General features: G+C 36.2%; 22 protein-coding genes and 1 pseudogene. 20 read left to right on the top strand and 3 right to left on the bottom strand.

What is annotated here, in order from left to right; translation table 11 throughout:
- The 18 genes and pseudogenes from A194_RS0105855 to A194_RS0105770 form a co-directional block, all read left to right on the top strand.
- Nucleotides 1–812 (top strand): hypothetical protein (locus A194_RS0105855; RefSeq protein ID WP_017185927.1); only part of this gene is annotated, 812 nt, incomplete at its 5' end.
- A 400-nt stretch (nucleotides 813–1,212) separates the two neighbouring features.
- On the top strand, nucleotides 1,213–3,015 hold the full coding sequence (gene glmS, locus A194_RS0105850) for a glutamine--fructose-6-phosphate transaminase (isomerizing) (protein ID WP_017185926.1): 1,803 nt from the start codon (nucleotides 1,213–1,215) through the stop codon (nucleotides 3,013–3,015).
- A gap of 402 nt (nucleotides 3,016–3,417) precedes the next feature.
- Nucleotides 3,418–3,675, top strand: a pseudogene (locus A194_RS20720) (heteromeric transposase endonuclease subunit TnsA); the annotation flags it as partial.
- Nucleotides 3,676–4,205: 530 nt separating this feature from the next.
- Nucleotides 4,206–4,775 carry a dienelactone hydrolase family protein gene (locus A194_RS0105845; protein WP_017185925.1) on the top strand — a complete coding sequence of 190 codons (570 nt, stop codon included), beginning with the start codon at nucleotides 4,206–4,208 and terminating at the stop codon, nucleotides 4,773–4,775.
- A gap of 1,305 nt (nucleotides 4,776–6,080) precedes the next feature.
- Nucleotides 6,081–6,434, top strand: coding sequence for a DUF6220 domain-containing protein (locus tag A194_RS0105835; RefSeq protein WP_017185923.1), 354 nt, complete (start codon nucleotides 6,081–6,083; stop codon nucleotides 6,432–6,434).
- Nucleotides 6,435–6,827: 393 nt separating this feature from the next.
- Nucleotides 6,828–7,154 (top strand): hypothetical protein, encoded by a 327-nt coding sequence (locus tag A194_RS17530; protein WP_017185922.1) that lies wholly within the window; start codon nucleotides 6,828–6,830, stop codon nucleotides 7,152–7,154.
- A 180-nt stretch (nucleotides 7,155–7,334) separates the two neighbouring features.
- Nucleotides 7,335–8,033 (top strand): DUF998 domain-containing protein, encoded by a 699-nt coding sequence (locus A194_RS0105825; protein ID WP_017185921.1) that lies wholly within the window; start codon nucleotides 7,335–7,337, stop codon nucleotides 8,031–8,033.
- Between the two features lie 922 nt (nucleotides 8,034–8,955).
- A complete protein-coding gene (locus tag A194_RS20710; RefSeq protein WP_017185919.1) occupies nucleotides 8,956–9,456 on the top strand; it encodes a CPBP family intramembrane metalloprotease in 501 nt (166 codons plus the stop codon).
- 5 nt (nucleotides 9,457–9,461) lie between these two features.
- Nucleotides 9,462–9,785 carry a hypothetical protein gene (locus tag A194_RS21150; protein WP_337442949.1) on the top strand — a complete coding sequence of 108 codons (324 nt, stop codon included), beginning with the start codon at nucleotides 9,462–9,464 and terminating at the stop codon, nucleotides 9,783–9,785.
- A gap of 415 nt (nucleotides 9,786–10,200) precedes the next feature.
- The gene (locus A194_RS21435; RefSeq protein WP_479768630.1) at nucleotides 10,201–10,362 is read left to right on the top strand and encodes a transposase; all 162 of its coding nucleotides are present in this window, start codon (nucleotides 10,201–10,203) and stop codon (nucleotides 10,360–10,362) included.
- Nucleotides 10,363–10,676: 314 nt separating this feature from the next.
- Nucleotides 10,677–11,201 (top strand): GNAT family N-acetyltransferase, encoded by a 525-nt coding sequence (locus A194_RS0105805; protein WP_017185917.1) that lies wholly within the window; start codon nucleotides 10,677–10,679, stop codon nucleotides 11,199–11,201.
- A 142-nt stretch (nucleotides 11,202–11,343) separates the two neighbouring features.
- Nucleotides 11,344–11,715, top strand: coding sequence for a GntR family transcriptional regulator (locus tag A194_RS0105800; protein WP_017185916.1), 372 nt, complete (start codon nucleotides 11,344–11,346; stop codon nucleotides 11,713–11,715).
- A 5-nt stretch (nucleotides 11,716–11,720) separates the two neighbouring features.
- Nucleotides 11,721–12,587, top strand: a complete 867-nt coding sequence (locus A194_RS0105795) for an ABC transporter ATP-binding protein (RefSeq protein ID WP_017185915.1) — start codon at nucleotides 11,721–11,723, stop codon at nucleotides 12,585–12,587.
- A complete protein-coding gene (locus A194_RS0105790; protein ID WP_017185914.1) occupies nucleotides 12,580–13,188 on the top strand; it encodes an ABC-2 transporter permease in 609 nt (202 codons plus the stop codon). Before A194_RS0105795 ends, A194_RS0105790 begins: the two co-directional genes overlap by 8 nt.
- Before the next feature lie 31 nt (nucleotides 13,189–13,219).
- On the top strand, nucleotides 13,220–13,708 hold the full coding sequence (locus A194_RS17515; protein WP_017185913.1) for a small multi-drug export protein: 489 nt from the start codon (nucleotides 13,220–13,222) through the stop codon (nucleotides 13,706–13,708).
- Nucleotides 13,709–13,850: 142 nt separating this feature from the next.
- Nucleotides 13,851–14,441: a YndM family protein gene (locus A194_RS17510; RefSeq protein ID WP_083834250.1), complete on the top strand. Its 591-nt coding sequence runs from the start codon at nucleotides 13,851–13,853 to the stop codon at nucleotides 14,439–14,441.
- A 97-nt stretch (nucleotides 14,442–14,538) separates the two neighbouring features.
- Entirely contained in the window at nucleotides 14,539–15,147 is a 609-nt protein-coding gene (locus tag A194_RS0105775; RefSeq protein WP_040402395.1) for a DUF421 domain-containing protein, read from the top strand.
- A 119-nt stretch (nucleotides 15,148–15,266) separates the two neighbouring features.
- Entirely contained in the window at nucleotides 15,267–15,791 is a 525-nt protein-coding gene (locus A194_RS0105770; protein ID WP_017185910.1) for a GrpB family protein, read from the top strand.
- 37 nt (nucleotides 15,792–15,828) lie between these two features.
- Here the strand turns inward: A194_RS0105770 and A194_RS0105765 are convergent, their stop codons facing one another.
- From A194_RS0105765 to A194_RS0105755, 3 genes are all read right to left on the bottom strand, one after another.
- On the bottom strand, nucleotides 15,829–16,986 hold the full coding sequence (locus A194_RS0105765) for an MFS transporter (protein WP_017185909.1): 1,158 nt from the start codon (nucleotides 16,984–16,986) through the stop codon (nucleotides 15,829–15,831).
- A gap of 53 nt (nucleotides 16,987–17,039) precedes the next feature.
- Entirely contained in the window at nucleotides 17,040–17,693 is a 654-nt protein-coding gene (locus tag A194_RS0105760; RefSeq protein WP_017185908.1) for an SDR family oxidoreductase, read from the bottom strand.
- 104 nt (nucleotides 17,694–17,797) lie between these two features.
- Entirely contained in the window at nucleotides 17,798–18,817 is a 1,020-nt protein-coding gene (locus A194_RS0105755) for a DUF3231 family protein (RefSeq protein WP_017185907.1), read from the bottom strand.
- Between the two features lie 171 nt (nucleotides 18,818–18,988).
- Here A194_RS0105755 and A194_RS17505 point away from each other — a divergent pair, with 171 nt between their 5' ends.
- Both A194_RS17505 and A194_RS21145 read left to right on the top strand, forming a co-directional pair.
- A complete protein-coding gene (locus tag A194_RS17505; protein ID WP_017185906.1) occupies nucleotides 18,989–19,975 on the top strand; it encodes a cation:dicarboxylate symporter family transporter in 987 nt (328 codons plus the stop codon).
- Between the two features lies 1 nt (nucleotide 19,976).
- Nucleotides 19,977–20,073: hypothetical protein (locus A194_RS21145; protein WP_337442950.1), on the top strand; the 97-nt coding region annotated here is incomplete at its 3' end.

Below are 20,073 nucleotides of genomic sequence, written 5' to 3'. Positions count from 1 at the left end.
CCCATGGAGCTACTTCATCGCTTGCATCTCACCTTTTTGCAGACCTTGAGGCGGACTTGGTGTCAATTGGTTCAACACCAGATGGTACTAATATTAATGACGGTTATGGCTCAACAAGTCCAGAAAACTTGCGTCAAACTGTAGTAGAACAAGGCGCAGACATTGGTTTAGCCTTTGATGGTGATGGTGACCGTCTAATCGCGGTTGATGAAAAAGGTAATGTCATCGACGGTGATAAGATTATGTATATTTGTGGCAAGTTCCTTAAGCAACAAGGGCGTCTGAAAAAAGATACCGTTGTAACGACTGTGATGAGTAATATCGGACTTTACCGTAAGTTTGATGAGTTAGGTATTGACACAGTGAAAACATCTGTTGGCGATCGATATGTCATGGAAGAAATGTTAGCCAATGACTTTAACTTAGGTGGTGAACAGTCTGGTCACATTATCTTCTTAGATTACATTACGACAGGTGACGGTATGTTATCTGCCTTACAGTTATTAAATGCAATGCGCGAAACGAAAAAGCCATTATCTGAACTAGCTGGAGAAATGCAAAAGTTCCCTCAAGTTCTACAAAATGTTCGTGTCGTTAATAAGCATGAAGTTCACCTTGATCAAACAGTTCAAGAAGCAATCGATCGCGTAGAAAGTGAGTTAGATGGAAAAGGACGCGTGTTAGTTCGTCCTTCAGGAACTGAGCCAGTCGTCCGAGTAATGGTTGAAGCGCCGACGAAAGACGATTGTGAGAACTATGTTGCACAAGTTTCTAAAGTAATAGAAGAAACATATGGCTTAAAAGATGCATAGAATATAATAAGCATGAGGGATGAAATTCATTCCTTGTGCTTCACTTTTTCAACTCAATAATTGACCTGTTTTACAAATATAAGTAAAATAGGAACAGTCAGTTTTATTCAAGAATAGAAAGGAGCGAAGAGTGAAAGTATATTTTTAAAGCGCCAGGGCTATTTCTCAGGACGGAGAAGAGAAATAGTTGACGAGGAGGAGGTTTAATCGAGTATTCGGCGGATGCCTCCCGGTTGCAGCACCTCAACTGTAGTGTTGGAAGTGAAAACATAGAGGCAACTCTATGCACAACCACTTCTTACAAGGTGTATAAATAACTAACACGAGAAAGGGGCAAACAATCGCCCCTTGTAAAGGAATGCAATTTGTTTGCCTCTTTCAAAATAGGAGGTAACACATTATGTGCGGAATTGTAGGATATATCGGGAATCAAGATGCAAAAGAAATTCTTTTAGCAGGTTTAGAGAAATTAGAGTATCGTGGGTATGACTCAGCAGGTATTGCAGTACGAGGCGATGAAGATACAGATTTATTCAAAGTGAAAGGACGTATTGCGAACTTACGTGAAGCAGTTGATGAATCTGTTTCGGCTAATATTGGTATTGGCCATACACGTTGGGCAACTCATGGTGAGCCAAGCGAAACGAACGCTCACCCTCACCAAAGTACATCAGGCAGATTCACTTTAGTTCATAACGGTGTTATTGAAAACTTTGAAGAACTTAAAAGTGAATACTTGCAAGATGTTAACTTTGTAAGTGAAACAGATACAGAAGTGATCGTTCAACTAATTGAACAATTTGAAAAAGAAACAGGTAACGCACTTGAAGCGTTCCGTAAAACTGTAAGCTTACTACACGGTTCTTATGCATTAGCTGTGTTAGACCGTGATCAGAAAGGCACTGTTTTCGTTGCAAAAAACAAAAGCCCATTACTTGTTGGTTTAGGTGAAGAGTTCAATGTCGTTGCGAGTGACTCAATGGCGATGCTTCAAGTAACCGATCAGTTTGTTGAATTAATGGATGAAGAGATTGTATTAGTAGAGAAAGATCGTGTTGAAATCCAAAAGCTTGATGGTTCAACAGTGGAACGTGACCCATTTGTTGCTGAAATTGATGCTAGTGACATTGAAAAAGGGACGTACCCACACTTCATGCTTAAGGAAATCGATGAACAACCTTTTGTTATGCGTAAGATTATTCAAGAATACCAAGATGACAATGATCAAATTAAGCTAGACGAAGACGTACGTCAAGCGATGGCAGATTGCGACGGCGTCTATATCATTGCAGCAGGCACGAGCTATCATGCAGGCTTAATAGGTAAAGAGTTTTTAGAAAAGATTGCGCAAGTTCCTACAGAGGTTCACATCGCAAGCGAATTCTCGTATAACATGCCATTATTATCTGAGAAGCCATTATTTGTCTTTATTTCACAAAGTGGTGAAACAGCAGACTTACGTTCAGTATTAGTTGAAACAAATAAATTAGGTCATCCAGCGCTTACAATTACAAACGTACCTGGATCAACCCTTTCTCGTGAATCGAATTACACATTACATTTACATGCAGGACCAGAAATCGCTGTTGCTTCAACGAAAGCATACACAGCACAAATGGCTGTCTTAGCGATTTTAGCTGTTGATACAGCACGTGCTAAAGGTTTAACGTTAGATTTCGATCCGTTAAAAGAATTAGCGATCGTCGGTAATGCAATGGAAACATTATGTGACCAGAAAGACCAGCTAGAGCAAGTTGCGCGTGATTTTTTATCGACAACACGTAATTGCTTCTTTATCGGGCGTGGATTAGATTACTTCGTCGGATTAGAAGGCGCGTTAAAGCTTAAAGAGATCTCTTACATTCAAGCAGAAGGTTTTGCTGGTGGAGAGTTGAAGCACGGCACAATTGCTTTAATTGAGGAAGGCACACCCGTGATTGCACTTGCAACACAAGGCCATGTAAATAGTTCAATTCGTTCAAACGTGCAAGAAGTCGTAACACGTGGTGCCAATGCATGTATCATTAGCCCTGAAGACCTTTATCGTGAAGGTGATGCATTTGTCATTCCAACAGTGCATCCATTACTAACACCGTTAGTATCAGTGCTACCATTACAAATTATCTCTTACTATGCAGCATTACATCGCGACTGTGATGTTGATAAGCCGAGGAATTTGGCTAAGAGTGTGACAGTAGAGTAATAATAACTTGTATAGCTTTATGTGTGAGTATCAATTATAAATGATACTAAATACTGTATGTATTGGGACAAATAACAAGAGTAAATGAGACAAATAAAAATCCTAATAGGCTATAAACACTTAGTCTATTAGGATTTTTTATTCATTTTAAAAATTATAACAATTTTCAAAACATTATCTGGTGAAATTTGTTATAATGAAAATAGTGACAATATTTACGTTTATAAATGATATATTTTGACAGCTTTTTTTCCTTAAGGATGATTAAAAGTTTAGTTATTGCTGTTGAGTAATAAAAAAGTTGTTTAATTCATAAAAAAGTTATTTAAAAAACGCGCGATGGAGTATACTTAAAGTGACTTCAAACGTGCGTTTTATTTTTATCTAAATGAGAGGTGTATTATGGCAAAAAGAAAGAACCAATGGACGGAATCTAAAATAGCCCGTTATCAAAAAGAGGGTTGAGGGCAAGGTGAACTCTCTAATTATAAACCTTGGCTCACTATTCAGGATGTACCCTCATCTGGTCGTGCCCACCGGATAAATGGATGGAAGACAAAACGTATTCATCATCTACTCTCTGATCTAGAGCGTAATTATTTTTATTTATTAGAATGGGTAGATGAAGTAATTGATATTCGAGAACAATACCCTTTAAACAATTGTATCCCTAAGAGCTGACAGTTTTAAAAAGCTAGGTAGCCAGGAGGTGATTTCGATGTAGATTCGGGATCACCTTTTTAATGTCCAATGATATCTTGATATAATGATCTCATTTATAACCAAAAAAATAACATTTTATCTCCCTTAATATAGTAATGAGTATCACTTAAAAATAAAAAAAACGCGATACTAGGCGCATATTTATCTCAATTATAATTAAAACTCACATTTATGTGAAGGATGATAATAAAGTTCTTTACATCGGAAAAAGGTTGTTTACTTTGAAAAAATGTTCTTTACTAAAGTGATGAACTTTATTCCAGAAAAGGGCCAATTTAATGGAATAACTCCTTGTGAAGATAACAGAGATTTAATAATTAATATTAAGCAAAAGGGCAGCGATTATTGAATAAGCAAGGTTGGTTTATTAAGATAGATATTTCAAAATCGTTAAGTTCTGGCAGGTAAAACGGGCTTTCTTATCGAAACTTGGACATATGAAATTCATTAAATTGGAGGGAAAACAGATGGCAGAAGTTTTGTTGTTACACCATGTTTTAGGCCGAACGAAGGGGATTGAAACAATCGCAGATCAACTTAAAGATGCGGGACATACTGTGCACGTGCCAGATTTATTTCACGGTCGCACATTTTCCTCGCTGGAGGAAGGCTTGGCATTTGTTAAGGAAATCGGATTTAAGGAAGTGACGGCGCGCGGCGTTCGGGCAGCCAGCGAACTTTCACGTGATGTCGTCTATGCTGGTTTTTCACTTGGTGTCCCGGCAGCACAGCAGCTCGCTCAAATTCGTGAAGGCGCCAGAGGCGCACTGTTTTTTCATGCATGCCTCCCGACATCTGCGTTCGAATCTCAGTGGCCGATTGACTTGCCTGTGCAAATTCACGCTATGAGTGCCGATCCTTTTTTTGTTGAAGATGGCGACATCAACGCGGCACGTGAGCTGGCGGCATCGGCCAATCACGCTGAACTTTTTCTGTACGAAGGCAAGGAACACCTCTTCACCGATAGCAGTTTACCGTCTTACGATGCTGACGCGACAAAACTTGTGATCAAGCGGGTTCTCGATTTTCTCGCATAGTGGGTCTGGAAAGGTAAAGGAAATAAAATCATATAGACTAAAGCCTTAGATTGAAAGTTCCAATGTTCAATAAGCGGGCGCGATCGTATTATAGGGTCAATCAGAATTTATTTTCTGGTTGACCATTTTTAATGGTTTAATGAGGGTAGCCGGGGTAGGACGCTCGGGCGCGTGGGACTTGATCCCGTCCGCAATATTGTTCACCCCCTACTTGTAGAAACATGTTTGAGGCTGGTTGGGACGTAGACCCCGTATAACAAGCGAAGCTGTGAAACTACAAGATAGGTTAGGGGCACCGGCGAATACACCAAGGGAGATGTGGGAAAGAATGGATCCGGTCATTGGCCTGGATATCGCAAAGGGCGAAAGTCAGGTTCAGGCCATTTAAATTCCCCCAATATACAGGGTGGTTATGAGTTAGAAGTCGTTCGTCTTGCATTAATTGTTCTAATTCAACTGGGAAACTTGATTCAGCGTCTTCTCCATCGTGGGACAAATGATTGTAAGTGGCTCTTCGTATAGTGTTTCACAAGACACCTCTAACATGTTACTTTTCATCCTAGACAACCCTAAATCTGCAATCCCTTGATTTATGGCATCTGCAATTGTTTCTGACTACATCACTTCTACAACGACTTCTGTATGAGCGTGTGATTTTACAAATTGCTTTATCCAGTACGGTAAATAGGTAGATGCTATCAAAGGTGAAACGGCTAGGGTAAGTACACTATGATAACCTTGTCGCCGTTGCTCAAGTTACTATCTCCTACTAAGCTAGGAGGTGCTCCCAAGGGGAATTTCATGGAAAGAGGAGTAATCCCACGGGCCCAGATTGTGGAGTAACGAAATCATCTTGTCATTTAAAAAAATGATACGATAAGCCTGCAATGGAATATAAGAAGGACATTTCATAAGGAGTTGGGGGGAGCCCAAGAATACTTTCAGGTATCATTAGATTGTAAAACATTCTTCAAGAGGTATATAATAGTAATCAATATAGATCTTCTGATATTGTTGCAAAATATGGATATTTTGATCAATCACACTTTATCAATCATTTCAGACGTTATTATGGGTTGTTCCCTAATCAAGTTTTAAGATAAACAGGATCACTAAGTAAATGTGTCCATTTTTCACAATCCAAAAAGCTAAACTACATGATACTATGTATTTCACTCGTTGTATTAATCCTAAATTAATTGGACAAGCAGTGTGTGTTACTTTTTCCACTTTCTTTATATGTGAATTTAGGGGAATGGTATCATTATAGAAGATTTAAATGACAAAATAAATGGGAGGGTCTAAATGAGAAAGCACTTTATAAAATTATATTTAGTTTTATCTGGGTTGGCCTTGTTAAGTATATTAATTCAAGTATTTTTGGCTGGAGTTGCTGTGTTTCAAGACTACACTTATTGGGAGATACATAAATCTTTTGCCCTTTTTAAATACATTTATTTAGTTATGTTTATAGTTGGACTTGTAGGAAAATTACCGAAGATTCTAACCTGGCTATCATTTGCTATTTTCGCTGTTGCAAATATTCAATATTACACTGCTCATGGATTTCTTGCATCCTTACATGTGGTGATCCCTTTTTTAATTTTTTGGCTTAATCTTGTCATAATAAAAAAGGCATACAAAACACTAAAGATATAACGCTCTGCTGTCTTATGGAAAAAAATACAAATCAACTGAGATGGATGCACACCGTTGAACAAGTATTAATTAGAACCATCTTTATATGAAGGTATGCATCTACAGACTATTATTGATATAAAGATGTTTTTGAGTGAATGTAAAAGCTTTTTTACTTAAGGGAAGTGAAGGAATGAAAAGCCCGATCAAAACCAAATGAACACGATATTTGTTCATGTTAGTAATTTAAGAAGAACGGTTAAATGGTATTCTCAATTACTAGGTTAATACCCGAAGTTTCTAAGCTTGTGTACAATAAAAAAGTTAATAATCAAGCAGGCTTAACTTTGGAATTTTTTATCTTTAATTGAAAGTCAGGTCGATGACATATTGTATTGACTTCGCCAGGGCTGTTTGGGGGGAGGATTATGGCTAATCGAAATCAAAGAGACAGAAGAGAGAAACTTAAAAAACGAGGAAGAAGATGAATTGAAGTCTAAAACTGAACCAGAAGAATCCGCAACAGACGATTTGAATGATACTTCTTCGCACGATACAAAAAACGATGAGTCAAATAACATACCTAGCAGTGAAATAGATAATATACTGTCTGAATACTCTTCTGAAGAGATTGAGTACGCCCGAGTTTGGCTGCAGCATGGAGAGAATCAAGAGATAGGCGAATTGAACGTTATACATATTCGAGCTGGTGAACCTATTACAGGACGTGACCGTCTTTAGCCGACCAGGAGTCTACGCATCTTGATTCCGCTTAGTACAGCTTGCCTAACACAAAAATCGCTTTGTACTCTTTTTCTAGTGTTTTAGTCGACTGAAACTCAAGGTTATTTAAAATTAAAGGATTGAGATAAAAGTATTTTACAGCATAAAAAAGGAAACAAAGAATAGGAGCTAATTATTATGGATCTATCTTATTTCTTAATGGCTACCTTAACGATTATCATCATATTCGTGACTTTTCTACTTAGACACCGCGATATAGCTATAAAGATTGGTTTGATAAGCTGGATAGCACTAAGTACATATTTCATTATTGACTACATCGTTATTAAAGCGACTACTGTCCCCTACAGTTTTTTAGAGCAGCCGATGAGTGATCTCGGTGTTACTACGTGTGGAAGCGATCTATATGTACTCTCATCTTTTGAAATCTGTTCCCCTTATCATTTATTGATGAATTGGACTTTTACAGTTACAGGTATTTTAATTGTCGTTGGGGCACTTACTTTATATCAATATTGGCCGGATAATAGAAAAAGTAAAATAGCTACCTTGTTTTTTATCATCTTTGGACTGAGTTATACAATTTCTGGTATTGTTCCTGTAGATGTGAGTTTTCTTTGGCATACTATTCCTTCCACTCCAGGGATGATTGTGCAAATCCCGGCATTAATTCTAATTGGATTGTCTATTCGCAAAGAAATGCCAAAGTTAGCGCTTTGGGCCTTCGTTAGTGCGCTGATTACCACAAGTGCCCTAATCCTTATGTTTATAGAGCCGTTTGTTGATATCTTCGGTCTGTTGCAACGAATCGTGTATGGGTCTGTTTATGTATGGATGTCGACTACAGCGATTGTTCTTTGGCGAAAGAAAGCATGAATTGTGTCTTGAGCAGAAGCTCAAGTCATCAATCAATTAGAAGAATGATAAAAATGAAACAAAAACGGACATGGAAATATTTCATATGAAATAACAATGTAAAGATCACTTGAAAAATGGAAGCTTTTCGTACACCTGTTTATAAAAAACACACCGCTTCACCCCTTTGGATACGTTATCTAAAGGGGTTTCTTCTTGCCAAAGCTAGGGCAAACCTATGTCCTTCCCGGGACGAGGCATTTAGTCAAAGGCATTTTAATACCAGTGACCCTAATGGGGTCATTCTGGTTATTCCACCTGATGAAATCCTTTCAAGATCAATATAAAGAGGATGTATGGATGTACGAATCTAATGAGTGAGAGTAAATATGTCCCTTTAAAATTTTACTTTAATAAGGAAATGTCGATTCGACTAGCAGGTTTAATCCATCCGCATGATTATCGTTTTAACAAGACGTCTTTTGTATAGTCAGTAGCTAGAGAAATAGGGAATATGGATTTCTGATCACTTGGATCAAAAAGATATCATAGAAGAAGCGATGATTGTCTTAACTCACTTGTTAGAAGGATTGAGAAAATAGTCACCAAAACTAATGAAAAGAGAAATCCAATCGCCCTGATATTTTTCACAATCGATGTTTGAATAAATTCACGATGCTAATTACCCCCTTTGGATATATGATTGTCTTTTTATTTAAAGGGGTATTTCGTTTTTAAAGAGTATTAATAGGGTTATGGCGCAAAGAGTTGGACGTTATGTTATAAAATAGTTCTTGTTTAATTACATTCCATTCAAAGAAATAGCATTTATCGCCTTTAAAGATCAGATTTTTGATGGAAATAATAAAGTTTCATCCCCGGGTCTGATGAATATAAGCTCAAATCACAATATAATCCTCTACAAGCGATTCATTAAAAGGGAGTGGACGAGATTATAGAAAAGAAAAAGGCATTAAAAAGACCATTAACCAGTTTTGTCGTCTTAACTTATGTCATATTTTTTGTTTTATTTACAATCATCGGTTTAAGTATGGTTTTAGGTGCATCTGAGAGAATAACAAACCTTTTGCAAATTATCTCTGCATGGTCATCAACCTTTGCATTTATTATTTTATTTCAAAAGATCTATCCAGGATTAAAGATAAAGGATTTTGTAAAAGAGCAATTTGCTAAAAAAATCAGGTTTTCGGTTCTGAGTACCGTTGTGATTATTCAAGTGATAATTATCGCCGTGACTGTACTACTTCTATCAGATTCAAGCGATACTCAAAACCTTGCATTATCGTTTACGGGTATTGGGTTTTTGTTGTTTGCATTCTTTGATACTTTAGTAAGAGGGCCTTTGGGCGAAGAATTGGGCTGGAGAGGGTATGCTTTAAATGAACTTCAAAAGAATAACTCTCCTTTGAAATCAGCCTTATAGTAGGTGTGTTATGGGGATTTTGGCATACTCCACTATGGTTTGCCTCGGGCTATACCGGAGTAAATTTAATCAAGTATATTGTGCTTTTTATGATTGGAATAATATCTTTTTCGATTATTGTGACGTTGTTCTACAACTTAAATAAGAACCTATTGATACCAATTATTACTCACCAATTATTTAATTTTTCTCTGGTGTTGTTTAAAGGGGACTTATTAGACATTTTGGTATATGTTATGCTTTCTTATTTTGTTGTCGCAATTCTATTAATTGTTATAAATCCAAAGGAAATTCTATACAAAAAGCATCCACTTCGAATCTTTTTTTGATGAACCAAATTTCAGATATATAATACATGATGAGAAACGGTTAACGAATTTGCAGTGGTTTAATAAGCTAGTTGGTAGGGTCATTCAACTTCTAAAAAATCTATCGTTGAAGACAATCATCAAGCTAAATCGTTATATGAAGGTATCCAGAAGAAATGTTCCGAAGTTACCCTTGCATTATCTCATCATGATTGGCGTAATGCCATCCAAACAAGAATATGGTGTTGGCGGTCAGTTTATTCAGGATTTTTGGAATAAAGGTGAATGGACAAGCATACGAACTTAAAGAGCATTTCTTTGACATCTATGAGCCTCAATCAATTGATGAAGCCTATAAACTGTACCAAAACTGTCTGGCTTTCAAATGTTCCTAAAGAATTAATGACATGTTTTGAAGATCTGATTAAGTCAATGAATAATTGGGAGGAAGAGATATTCAACTATTTCAAATTGTCCGATCACAAACGCCTATACAGAGTCCTTGAACCGTTTAATTAAGACAGTGAATCATGTTGGTCGTGGTTACTCTTTCGAAGCCCTTAGAGCAAAAATTTTTATTTACAGAAGTCTATCGTAAAGTTAAAAAAAGAAATTCAAAGAAGTTGAAATTACTTTTGGACAAATGTTACCTGATTAATTGTCAAATTGGTTACAGAAGTTGTTTCTAGCTTTTTGTATAATAGAAAGTATCTTTTATAGCTGTTCGATATCAATGGTTATAATCCTTCAAAATTATATTAAACTTTATTTTTAGAACAAAATGTAAGTCTGACCATTTTACTTGTCACAAGTTTTGTATTAATATGTTTAAATATTATTAGACAGCCTAGTAAGTCATGGTGCTCTAAAGGCTAAATTACTAAAATACTAACCACACTAGGAGGAATACTAATGAAAAACAACCTACACCTTTGCCCGTTAGAAAAAGAAGATTTAGATTTCATATATAACATGAGAATTAATCCAAACATCATGGACTATTGGTTTGAAGAACCTTATACAACGAAGGAAAAAATGGTTAAGGAGTATGAGAACTCGCTTAATAGTGATTCGCATCGATCGTTTATACTGTATCACTCAAATGAGAGAGTTGGTTATCTTGGGCTATTTGATATTGACCAACGCCATCGGAATGCAGAGTTTGCTATTATGTTTGATCCCGCTCACCAAGGTAAAGGTTACGCAGCACCAGCTACAAGACTAACCGTTGAGTATGGTTTTAATCAGTTAAACTTAAATAAAATCTTCCTATACGTCGTCAAACATAATGAAAAAGCCATTCATCTTTATGAAAAAGTTGGGTTCAAAGTTGAAGGGGAGCTGAAAGAGCACTTCTTCGTTGATGGAAGTTATCACGACGCCTTGATGATGGGATTGTTGAGAAAAGATTATAACAGTAAGAAGTTTGAAACATGAACTGAGATCGTCTATACGGTCTCAGTTCTTTTTTGATTATTTTTCCTAAAAGTAGTTGCAAATAAGATTTGTTGTGTATATAATGTGTATATAGTATATATACATTATGTAAGCACACTGATCAGTAAAAAGAGGGATAAAGATGCAGATTATTATTTCAAATAGCTCCAAAGAACCAATTTATGAACAGATTATAAACCAAATCAAGTCTACGATTTTATCTGGTGACTTAAAAGAAGGGGCAGCCCTTCCATCAATACGTCAGTTGGCAAAGGACTTGCAAATTAGTGTCATTACGACGAAGCGGGCTTATGAAGAGTTAGAGAAATTAGGGTTTATTTATTCGATTGTTGGTAAAGGTTCGTTTGTGGCTGAGCAAAATTTAGAAGTGATTCGTGAGAAAAAACTAAAAGTAATTGAAGAACAGTTAAGTGCAGTAATTGTAAATAGCAAAGAGATCGGGTTGTCTTTTGATGAATTACAAGAACTGTTAGAGCTTTTGTATGAGGAGTGAGTTGTATGGAAAGTGTAATTGAATTAAAAGGTGTAAAGAAGTCGTTTAAAGGATTTTACATTGACAAGATTGATTTAGAAGTGAAAAAAGGTTTTATTACAGGATTTGTTGGAGCAAACGGAGCAGGGAAATCATCGACCATTAAGATGATGATGAACCTATTAAAACCAGATCATGGTGAAGTGAAAGTTTTCGGTTTGGACTATAAAACACATGAGAAGGAAATTAAAGAGCGTATTGGTTTTGTATATGACGGTAATGTTTTTTATGAAGGGTTAAACTTGAAAGATATTAAACGTATTGTTGCACCGGCTTACAAAAGTTGGGATGATGATATATTTTATTATTATATTAATAGGTTCGATTTGCCGGTTAATAAAGCGATGAAAAAGTTTTCAAAAGGGATGCAAATGAAAGCTTCATTAGCGATTGCTTTGTCACATCATGCGGAATTGATTATCATGGATGAACCGACTGCAGGGCTAGACCCAATTTTTAGGCGTGAATTCCTTGATTTACTACAAGAATTAATGGTTGATAATAATCTTACAATTTTCTTTTCTTCACACATTACAACAGACTTGGACCGAATTGCAGATTATATCGCATTTATTCAAGACGGAGATTTAGTGTTTAATCAATCGACTGAAGAAGTAGCTGAGAATTATGCGATTGTAAAAGGAGAATTAGACCTTTTAGATCGTGACACGGAGAAAGCTTTTGTGGAAGTTCGCCGTGCTTCAACTGGATTTGAGGCATTAACGGATAATTTAAAGCTAGTAGAAGATACTTTTGGGGATGCTGTTGTCATTGAGCATGCAACACTGGAAGATATTATGTACTACTTAAAAGGGAGGATACAACATGTTTAATTTAATTAGACGTGATGCGATCTTACAAAAGAAGTTTTTATTAACGTTAATTATTCCTTTTGCTTTGTTTTTTATAATAACTGATTCACACCCTGCTTTAATTGTTTTAGTTATTAGTATTTTCATTCCTTTTAATGCATTTTATTATGATGAGAAGGCAGAGACGAATATTTTATTGAACTCTTTACCTTATACTCGTAAGGAAATAATTGCTTCACGTTACCTTGGAACGGTTGTATACATGTTATTAGTGGTTGGCCTGACATGTTTACTGTTGGTAGCTTTTAATAAGCCTTTTACATTAGCGGATATTGCATTTGGTAGTGGCTTGTTTTTAATTTATGCTGCTTTGACATTTCCAATCTTTTATATATTTAAACCTGGCAATTTAACGATTGTTGTGATCGTTATCTTTTTAGTATTTGCCGTTTCTGGACAGATAATAATTCAGAATATAGATAGGCTCTTACCTACGGTTTCGGATTTCATAATTAATACATCTAATACAGTATTATATATGGGAGGAGCTGCGATTGTTATAACGACTTATATTTTGTCGTGGATAGCTTCTACTATCATTTATCAACGGAAATCTTTATAGGAAAGTCTTATTTGTAGAGAAGGTGAATTTCGTGTTTAGAGAAACTGTGCAAAATGTCCTTAACTATTTAAGTGAAGTAAATGAGCTTTATCAGTCAATCGGGATCTTTTTATTGTCTTTAATTTCATTTGTTGAATCGCCAGGTGGTGCAGCAATCGGAACGTTGATTGGCTTACCGATCATAATTACATTAATGATAAGTATTTTAGGGAACTGGTTGTCGCTAATGATGATCATTTTGCCATTTAATGCATGGCTCGTTCGCTTTCGAGCGTCGAAACAAAAAGGGTTTATTCATAAAAGAGCTAATAAAGCGAAAGAAAGGTATGAAAAATATGGTGTTCCAGGTGTAGCGCTACTTGCCCCATTAGTCGCTTCTGGACATATTGCTGCTTTTGCTTCACTTGCAGCTGGCGCAAGTAAAAGAACAGTCGTTTTTTGGCATGTCATCAGTATTATCATTTGGGGTTTAATTGGTGCAGGTTTGGGCACTTATTTTGTTCATGATATCATGAATTGATTGAATTTAGGTATTTATAATTCTTTTCACTCCTATCTGACATTGAATTACAAATAATGTAATTTATAAATCCGTTCACAATGAATATTGTCACCTTCTTTATCCAAACTAAACATAAAGAAAGGAGTGAAAAGAATTGGATATGAACCATTTTAAATTAATACTAACAAAAGCAATCGCATCATTTATTCTTTTGTATGTGATTTTAGGTTTCGGTTATCAAGTGACTTTTGCTAATGTTTTATTCATTACATTAATATTAGGTGCGATCTCCTACATTATCGGTGATTTGCTTATATTATTGCGAACTAATAATACAGTTGCCACTATTTCGGATTTCTTCCTATCCTTTGTTGTCCTTTATTTAATGCTAGGTTTTATTATGCCAGGAGGACCAATATTTCAAGCTTCATTAATTTCTGCAATCGGAGTAGCTGTATTCGAGTTGTTCTTTCATATGTTCGTTAAGCGAGATTATGAAGAAAGTGAACAAAGAGATGTCACAGAAAAGAGACAGCAAAATTACCAACTACAAACGGAGGTATCTGACGAATTGGAACCAAAACATGAACGTAAAAATCAACATTCCGAATACCGTAAAACGAAAAACGAAGTGGCTGATGAGTTAAACCCAGATGACTTTGATGAAAGAACTGGCCGCCCGAGAAGCGGACGTCTAAATGATGATATTACAGATGAATTAAACCCAGATGATTTAGATGAGCGAAAATAATTTGCCCATATAGCAAGCACTAATGCCCCCCTAAAATTAGTTTTAGGGGGGTTCTATGTAAATATATTATGTTGTGATTAACCAAGGGTGTGAAACTGTGAACATTGTATTTGAAGCGTTAATAATGGTTTTAGCAGGGTTACTATTACTTCGGCTTGCTGGTCGAAAATCTATATCACAAATGACTTTAGCACAAACTGTTGTCATGATCTCTATTGGTTCAATTATCATACAGCCAATAGTTGAGACAAGCTTATGGAAGACAACTGTTGCAGCAGCTGTTTTTATATTAACTTTAATGTTGCTTGAATATTTACAGATTAAATTTAATGCGGTAGAAAAGTTTATTACCGGTAAATCAAAAGTAGTAATTGAAAATGGGGTACCAAATGAAAGGAATCTGAAGAAATTACGTATTACAGTTGATCAGCTGGAAATACGTTTGAGGCAACAAGGGATTAGCAGTATTGCAGATGTTAGCATAGCTACATTAGAGGCAAATGGGCAGTTAGGTTATGAATTAATACCTGATGCTAAGCCCTTAACGGTTAAAGAGTTTAAAAGGTTAATGAACACATATATGAATGCTAAGTTTCCGTTAAATAACGAAGAGAAACCGAAACATAACATATTTGAAGAGCTTACTGAGGAACAAGACTCAAACACAAATTCAACACACTATGATCATCCGGACCATTTGAAATAAGCTGAAACCCTCTTTATTTTACAATTCTATTATACCATAATTTAGTAATAATTATTAGGCTACAATTCAAGTGAGAAACCCCTTATGATGGTCATACACCATTACTTAGGGGGTATTAAATGTTAGGGTTAAGTAAAAATGAAGTGAAGCTTGTCAGTTACAACCCAGAATGGCCTCAACTATTCCAACAAGAAAAACAACTGCTACAAAACTTGATAGGAGAACACGTCTTAGGTATTGAGCACATTGGCAGTACAGCTATAAAAGGTTTGAAGGCAAAACCGATTATTGACCTTGTCATTGGGTTAAAAAGTTTAGAAGATGTTCAATTACTGGGCCTAAAAAGAATGAGTGAAGCGAATTATTACATGTTACAGAAGCAAGAGATAGAAGGGAAAATTGTCTTTGCAAAGTTTCCTTATATAAAAGACGAAGATTATACGAAGACTCATTTTCTACACGTCGTTGAGTATAATGGTGATTGGTGGAATGCACACATTCAATTTCGAGATCGACTGAATACTGATAGAAGCCTTGCTAAAGAGTACGAAGCACTTAAGTTGAACTTAGCAAAAGAACACCCTAAAGATGTAATCGCTTATGCTGAAAGTAAAGAATCGTTTATCCAATCTGTTTTAAAATAATAAAAAGAGGCTGTCTCAATAGCGAGACAGCCTCTTTTTATGCTCTTCTTACATTTAGTATTACGTGATAAATTATGATTAATATCGTCCCTACTAAAGCAAAGACGCCTAATACGGTATAAAGTGCATTAGCACTATAGTGATCAATAATAGGTCCACCTATGAGCGATCCAATAATACCTGATATACCGAAAAAGACAGTGTGGAACATAAGGTGACCAGTTCCTTGGACGACTTTTGGTATTAGTCTTGTAATGTAATCAAATGCTGCTAAATAAAGAACAGCAAAAGTTAGACCATGTAAAAACTGTAAGGCGATTACTACCCAAGGGTCGTGGATCATTCCAAATAAGAACCATCGAATCGTATAAAGGACTCCAGCTACAATAATGAACATTAGCGTGTGATATTTCCTAAACCAGAAGGCGGCTGTAGCAAATATAGCAGCTTCACTGATCACACCGACAAACCAAGAGATCCCGACTAAACTTTCTGTTCCACCTAATTCAATGATGTAAATGCCGATAAAGCTATCACTCGTACGATGTGAGATCGTAATGAACATGATAAATAGTAAGAATAGCATTAAACGTTTGTTTTGAAAAAGTAGTTTAACACTTTTAAGGCTAACCGATTCTTTAGAAGGTTCTGTATCTGTCAGTCGAAAAGCAACTAAAAGAGCTAATGAGCCAAACAATAAGTAAGGCCAAATGATGTTATCTATTCCAGCCCACGTTAAGTACTGACCAGCAAGGAGTGCAGACACAGCAAAACCGATTGACCCCCACGTTCTAATCGTTCCAAATGAAATTGAGAGTTCATCTGCGCGACGTTGAGCTAAACTATCACCAAACGCCCCAACAGGTGCAGAAAAGAAATACAAAAAGAAAGCAAATGCCAGGACTAGTCCTAAGCTGTAAACATTAAAAAAGACGATACTGAATAATAGTAAAGATGATAGTAAAATGATTAAAATACGTTTAACGGTCTTGAACTTATCACTCATATAGCCCCAAAACGGCTCGGATATAAGTGCAGCCAAGGGACCAATCGCAAGTACCCAACCAATTTCAGTACCGCTCAACCCTATCTCTTCTTGTAAATATATTGGTATATAACTTAATATAATGGTATTTGTCGCAAAAAACGCGAATAAAAACGTTTTTAGTGGTGTTAATGATTTATGTTGTGACATAGAACTTCTCCAATGCTTGTTTTCCTATGTCATCATATCATTAATGAAGTAAATTAAACAGCTTTAATTGCGTCTTCAACGGCTTGGTTGCCCTTAACAACTTTAAATGATTTTCCGATCGTATTGTCATTCTCTAAAGCAGCTTTAATGACTTTTGCGACATCTTCACGTGGTACTTCTGTTGGTTCGATTTTCCCTGAAAGGCTAACTTGGCCTGTTCCTTCATCATTTGTTAACAGACCTGGGTGAACAATCGTGTAATCAAGATTAGTGTCTTTTAGCCATTCGTCAGCATAGTGTTTCGCTGCAACGTAAGGCGCGAATGATTCGGGTGCTGATTGAATCGCTTCACGTGTCGTATCAAATGAACTAACCATAATAAACCGTTTTACATTGGCTTGTTTACAAGCTTCAATCGTTTTAACCGCACCATCTAAGTCGATCATGATTGTTTTATCTTTGCCAGTGTGTGGACCAGAACCAGCTGCGAAAACAATCGCATCGACATCTTCTGCTGCTTTCTTTACATCTTCAATGTCTCCTTCTAAATCTACGACAGCTACATCTGCGCCGAGATCTTTGAAAAATGCTGCTTGGCTCTTCTTTCTAATCATTGCTTTTGCCTCTAATTGCTCACTTTCTTGAATGAAAGTGACTAAATGTTTTCCAATTTGACCGTTTGCTCCGACGACTAAAACTTTTTTCATATTCTCACCCTTTTAAAGTATTATCTTCATCGTATAAATAAGTTAAGGTTAATGTCTAGAAATAAGCTTACAGAAAAATAAGGAGATGGATTGAATGCATCTCCTTAATGTTCATCTTTCTTTTTAGTTAATATTTTTTTATCGATTGTGCCAGGTGGTTCCTCTAACCAGTTGTTTTTAATCATAAGCTCGGCTCCGTCTAGTGCGTATCTTGCAACTTCAACTGAAAGCCTTTCGTAGTTAACAATTAAATCAAGACGTTGACTTGCAGCAGCAGCTGTTGAATAGTTTCCGATCCCTGCAGCTGCTAAAAGTGACATATGAAACATGTTTAATTTATCAGAGAACGGCGCTGTCGTTGAATCTGTTACTCCGATATCGGATGAATTCGGTGGTGAAATGTCATTATTTGTTAAGTACTTAGTAAAGACCTCGACGTGTTTTTGTGAAATTTCTTTACCTCTAACCATCCATTCTTGAACTTTCTCATTCGATGATGTTTGTGCGAAGCTTTGTGATAATTTGCTACCAATTGTGTTCGTTTGAATATTCATAAATAGATGAGATATTTCTACAGTATTTAATGGACGTTTTTGACTTAACGGATTTAGTCCAGCTAAATAAGATTTGTTGTCGATAAAGTCAGTTGATGTTGGATAGTTCACATAAGGTGGTCTAACGAAAATTCCTTTGTCTAACAACGTTTGGGTCGTTCGGTCATATAACTCTGAAGACTCTTGAAGACACTCAATAAAATAATTTCTTATATCTTTACGAGCGCTCATTGAAATGAATCCGCCATATGAAACTAAACCTACTCTAGCCATCTGGTTAACATAAGTAAGCACAAAGTGGTCTGTGTAAAGTCTTGCTGCATTTAAGTTTACGTCGTTTTCATAGTTGAAGGCTGTCGGCAGAGGGAGTTTCTCAGATTTAAAAAAGTCGGTTAAAGTTTGTATATGTTGAGTTGATAATTCTAATGAGAATTGGATAATCTCTTTAATATCATCATCTTCAACATGTTGTAGTAGATAACTTAATACACATTTAGACATACTGTCGTTCATATATGCTGTCCAAGCACCTGTAATCTCAGCTGAAGTTAACCTCGGTTGATTTTCCATAATAATTAAGCCTCCATATTGTTATATACCTGTAGTGTTAACAATATAATGATGAGTTATGAATATACTTTTTTTCTAATAAAAAACTTTGACATTAAAGCATTAATCACATACGATATTTAAAGCAGTAAAAACATATAGATTTACTGAGGATTAAAGGGAGGTGTTATCATGAAGCGTTTGTTAAAAATATATTGGGAAACGTCACTTATAATGAAGATCACCATTGGATTACTATTAGGGGTTATTGTAGGATTTACTATGACCAAAGAGGCAATCCCGTATGTAGAGCCTTTTGGAGACCTTCTATTACGATTATTAATGTTTTTAATTTTACCGCTTATATTGTTTACGTTAATTGTCGGAATTAATCAGGCACATATAAGAGATGTTGGAAGAATGGGTGGTAAAGTATTTGGCTATTACGCTGTTACTTCAGCCATGGCAATTATCGTAGGTTTAGCTGTAGCATCTTTGTTCTCACCAGGTCAAGGCATGACGCTTGACGGTGGAGAAGCTTATGAAACGACTGAACACCCAGGGGTAGCTAATGTCTTGTTAAATATCGTACCAGATAATATTGTGACAGCTTTTACAGAACTGAATTTGTTAGGAATTATATTTACCGCTTTAGTATTTGGTATAGCCATTTCTTATTTAAGGTCGTCTGAAAACTTCAGTCAATCAGGTGAAACTTTATATAATATTATTGAAGCGTTGAATGAAGCGACATTTAAAATTATGCACGTCATCTTGCAATACGTTCCAATTGGGGTATTTGCGATCATTGCGACGACGGTAGCAAGTCATGGAATGGGTACGATTATTTCACTTGGAGAGTTCGTACTCGTTCTCTATGTAGCATTATTTGTACAACTTGTGCTTTACTTAATAATATTAAAGTTTACGGGTTCTTCACCATTACAATTCCTGAAGTCAGCTAGAACACCAATGCTTACTGCTTTTGTTACGCAAAGTAGCGCGGGTACGTTGCCGCTAACGATGGATGCTGCGCGAAAAATGCAGCTTCATAAATCGCTTTACAGCTTTAGCTTACCGTTTGGTGCAACGATTAATATGGACGGTGCAGCCATTAGAATTGCAGTGTCAGCAGTGTTTGCATCGATGGTAATCGGCCAACCGTTAGTCATTTGCTGAAATGTTGACGGTTGTCATTGTTGGAACACTTGCATCGATTGGTACAGCCGGTGTTCCGGGTGCTGGAATTGTAATGATTGCAACAGTGTTCGTCCAGT

The organism is Alkalibacillus haloalkaliphilus C5 (assembly GCF_000269905.1).
Lineage (GTDB): Bacteria > Bacillota > Bacilli > Bacillales > Alkalibacillaceae > Alkalibacillus > Alkalibacillus haloalkaliphilus_A.
This window is presented reverse-complemented; position numbering and strand designations above follow the sequence as displayed.